This window comes from Streptococcus sp. 10824, assembly GCF_013276595.1.
Classification (GTDB): domain Bacteria; phylum Bacillota; class Bacilli; order Lactobacillales; family Streptococcaceae; genus Streptococcus; species Streptococcus pseudopneumoniae.
Genome location: NZ_VMLH01000130.1, coordinates 1 through 4259 on the forward strand (window position 1 = coordinate 1; position 4259 = coordinate 4259).

Here is a 4259-nt window from a genome sequence, read left to right on the forward strand (position 1 = left end):
ACCTCCCTGTTTCTAATTCCTATCTATTTTCTATGGACCTTTGTGCCCCTTGCATCTAAATTCAAGTTTTCTAGAGGAGGATTTGCACTTTGTAGACTGTCCCATGAGAGTTAAACTTTAGGATTAGATAGTTTTAATACTCTTCGAAAATCAAATTCAAACCGCGTCAACGTCGCCTTGCCGTACTCAAGTACAGCCTGCGGCTAGTTTCCTAGTTTGCTCTTTGATTTTCATTGAGTATAAGTTATCTTTGCTAAAATGGGTTAGTCTCCTTAAAAATAATCAAAAAAGTTTTTTAAAAACGCTTGCAATTATGCTTGAAAAGGAGTATACTTATAAGTAGCGCAAACGTTTGCGTCTGCAAAAATACGCAACGTTCCATTATTTTAACACACGAGGTGCTATTATGAAAAAACGTCAAAGTGGTGTGTTGATGCACATCTCTTCTCTTCCAGGAGCTTACGGAATCGGATCATTTGGTCAAAGTGCTTACGACTTCGTTGATTTCTTGGTTTGCACAAAACAACGTTACTGGCAAATCCTTCCATTAGGAACAACTAGTTACGGGGATTCTCCTTACCAATCTTTCTCAGCCTTCGCAGGAAACACTCATTTTATCGATTTAGATATCTTGGTGGAGCAAGGTTTGTTGGAAGCAAGTGACCTTGAAGGAGTTGACTTTGGTAGCGATGCGTCTGAAGTTGATTATGCGAAAATCTACTATGCACGTCGTCCTCTTTTAGAAAAAGCGGTAAAACGTTTCTTGGAAGTAGGAGATGTTAAAGATTTTGAGAAATTTGCTCAAGACAACCAATCATGGCTTGAGCTCTTTGCTGAGTATATGGCTATCAAAGAGCATTTTGACAATCTTGCTTGGACTGAATGGCCAGATGCAGATGTTCGTGCTCGTAAAGCTTCAGCACTTGAAAGCTACCGTGAGCAATTGGCAGACAAGTTGGTTTACCACCGTGTGACTCAATACTTCTTCTTCCAACAATGGTTGAAATTGAAAGCTTACGCTAACGACAACCACATCGAAATCGTTGGGGACATGCCAATCTACGTAGCGGAAGATTCAAGCGATATGTGGGCAAATCCACATCTCTTCAAAACAGATGTCAATGGTAAGGCTACTTGTATCGCAGGATGCCCACCAGATGAGTTTTCTGTAACTGGTCAGCTTTGGGGGAACCCAATCTATGACTGGGAAGCAATGGACAAAGACGGCTACAAATGGTGGATTGAACGCTTGCGTGAAAGCTTCAAAATCTATGATATCGTTCGAATCGACCACTTCCGTGGCTTCGAATCTTACTGGGAAATCCCTGCTGGTTCCGATACAGCAGCACCTGGTGAGTGGGTCAAAGGTCCAGGCTACAAGCTTTTTGCAGCCGTTAAGGAAGAACTTGGTGAGCTAAACATCATCGCAGAAGACCTTGGCTTCATGACAGATGAAGTGATCGAATTGCGTGAACGTACTGGCTTCCCAGGAATGAAGATTCTTCAATTTGCGTTCAACCCAGAAGACGAAAGCATTGATAGCCCACACTTGGCACCTGCTAACTCAGTTATGTACACAGGAACACACGATAACAATACGGTTCTTGGTTGGTACCGTAACGAGATTGATGATGCGACTCGTGAGTACATGGCTCGTTACACGAACCGTAAAGAATACGAAACAGTGCCACATGCTATGCTTCGTACAGTCTTTTCATCAGTTAGCTTCATGGCAATTGCAACTATGCAAGATTTGCTAGAATTGGATGAGACAGCTCGTATGAACTTCCCATCTACCCTTGGTGGAAACTGGTCTTGGCGTATGACTGAAGAGCAATTGACACCAGCTGTTGAGGAAGGTTTGCTTGACTTAACAACAATCTATCGCCGAATAAATGAAAATTTGGTAGAATTAAAGAAATAATACAATATCAGGAGACATCTTAAACATGTTATCACTACAAGAATTTGTACAAAATCGTTACAATAAAACCATTGCAGAATGTAGCAATGAAGAGCTTTACCTTGCCCTTCTTAACTACAGCAAGCTTGCAAGTAGCCAAAAACCAGTTAACACTGGTAAGAAAAAAGTTTACTACATCTCAGCTGAGTTCTTGATTGGTAAACTCTTGTCAAACAACTTGATTAACCTTGGTCTTTACGACGATGTCAAAAAAGAACTTGCAGCTGCAGGTAAAGACTTGATCGAAGTTGAAGAAGTTGAATTGGAACCATCTCTTGGTAATGGTGGTTTGGGACGTTTGGCTGCCTGCTTTATCGACTCAATTGCGACTCTTGGTTTGAATGGTGACGGTGTTGGTCTGAACTACCACTTTGGTCTTTTCCAACAAGTTCTTAAAAACAACCAACAAGAAACAATTCCAAACGCATGGTTGACAGAGCAAAACTGGTTAGTTCGCTCAAGCCGTAGCTACCAAGTACCATTTGCAGACTTTACTTTGACATCAACTCTTTATGATATTGATGTTCCTGGTTACAAGACAGAAACGAAGAACCGCTTGCGTTTGTTTGACTTGGATTCAGTTGATTCTTCTATTATTAAAGATGGTATCAACTTTGACAAGACAGATATCGCTCGCAACTTGACTCTCTTCCTTTACCCAGATGATAGTGACCGTCAAGGTGAATTGCTCCGTATCTTCCAACAATACTTCATGGTTTCAAACGGTGCGCAATTGATCATCGACGAAGCAATCGAAAAAGGAAGCAACTTGCATGACCTTGCTGACTACGCAGTTGTCCAAATCAACGATACTCACCCATCAATGGTGATTCCTGAATTGATTCGTCTTTTGACTGCACGTGGTATCGAGCTTGACGAAGCAATCTCAATTGTTCGTAGCATGACTGCCTACACTAACCACACAATCCTTGCTGAGGCGCTTGAAAAATGGCCTCTTGAATTCTTGCAAGAAGTGGTTCCTCACTTGGTACCAATCATCGAAGAATTGGACCGTCGTGTGAAGGCAGAGTACAAAGATCCAGCTGTTCAAATCATCGATGAGAGCGGACGTGTTCACATGGCTCACATGGATATCCACTACGGATACAGTGTTAACGGGGTTGCAGCACTCCATACTGAAATCTTGAAAAATTCTGAGTTGAAAGCCTTCTACGACCTTTACCCAGAAAAGTTCAACAACAAAACAAACGGTATCACTTTCCGTCGTTGGCTTATGCATGCTAACCCAAGCTTGTCTCACTACTTGGATGAGATTCTTGGAGATGGTTGGCACCATGAAGCAGATGAGCTTGAAAAACTTTTGTCTTATGAAGACAAAGCAGCTGTCAAAGAAAAATTGGAAAGCATCAAGGCTCACAACAAACGTAAATTGGCTCGTCACTTGAAAGAACACCAAGGTGTGGAAATCAATCCAAATTCTATCTTTGATATCCAAATCAAACGTCTTCACGAGTACAAACGCCAACAAATGAACGCTTTGTACGTGATCCACAAATACCTTGACATCAAAGCTGGTAACATCCCTGCTCGTCCAATCACAATCTTCTTTGGTGGTAAAGCAGCTCCAGCCTACACAATCGCTCAAGACATTATCCATTTAATCCTTTGCATGTCAGAAGTTATTGCTAACGATCCAGCAGTAGCTCCACACTTGCAAGTAGTTATGGTTGAAAACTACAACGTTACTGCAGCAAGCTTCCTTATCCCAGCATGTGACATCTCAGAACAAATCTCACTTGCTTCTAAAGAAGCTTCAGGTACTGGTAACATGAAATTCATGTTGAACGGAGCTTTGACTCTTGGTACTATGGACGGAGCTAACGTGGAAATCGCTGAGTTGGTTGGTGACGAAAACATTTACATCTTTGGTGAAGATTCAGAAACTGTTATCGACCTTTACGCAAAAGCAGCTTACAAATCAAGCGAATTCTACGCTCGTAAAGCTATCAAACCATTGGTTGACTTCATCGTTAGCGATGCAGTTCTTGCAGCTGGAAACAAAGAGCGCTTGGAACGTCTTTACAATGAATTGATCAACAAAGACTGGTTCATGACTCTTCTTGACTTGGAAGACTATATCAAAGTCAAAGAGCAAATGCTTGCTGACTACGAAGACCGTGACGCATGGTTGGATAAAGTTATCGTTAACATTTCTAAAGCAGGATTCTTCTCATCTGACCGTACAATCGCTCAGTATAACGAAGATATCTGGCACTTGAACTAATACTCTTCGAAAATCTCTTCAAACCATGTCAGCTTTATCTGCAACCTCAAA

The 4259-nt window shown here is 41.6% G+C and carries 2 protein-coding genes; both read left to right on the forward strand.

Annotation, left to right across the window (positions count from 1 at the left end):
* Window positions 1-358 precede the first annotated feature (358 nt).
* On the forward strand, window positions 359-1924 hold the full coding sequence (malQ, locus tag HT701_RS10215) for a 4-alpha-glucanotransferase (RefSeq protein ID WP_338149169.1): 1566 nt from the start codon (window positions 359-361) through the stop codon (window positions 1922-1924).
* Window positions 1925-1949: 25 nt separating this feature from the next.
* On the forward strand, window positions 1950-4208 hold the full coding sequence (gene glgP / locus HT701_RS10220) for a glycogen/starch/alpha-glucan family phosphorylase (protein ID WP_120007849.1): 2259 nt from the start codon (window positions 1950-1952) through the stop codon (window positions 4206-4208).
* The last annotated feature ends 51 nt before the right edge of the window (window positions 4209-4259 follow it).

Excerpts from the sequence above, each read along its gene's own strand:
- glgP (WP_120007849.1), top strand. The coding sequence starts at position 1,950 with ATGTTATCACTACAAGAATTTGTACAAAATCGTTACAATAAAACCATT.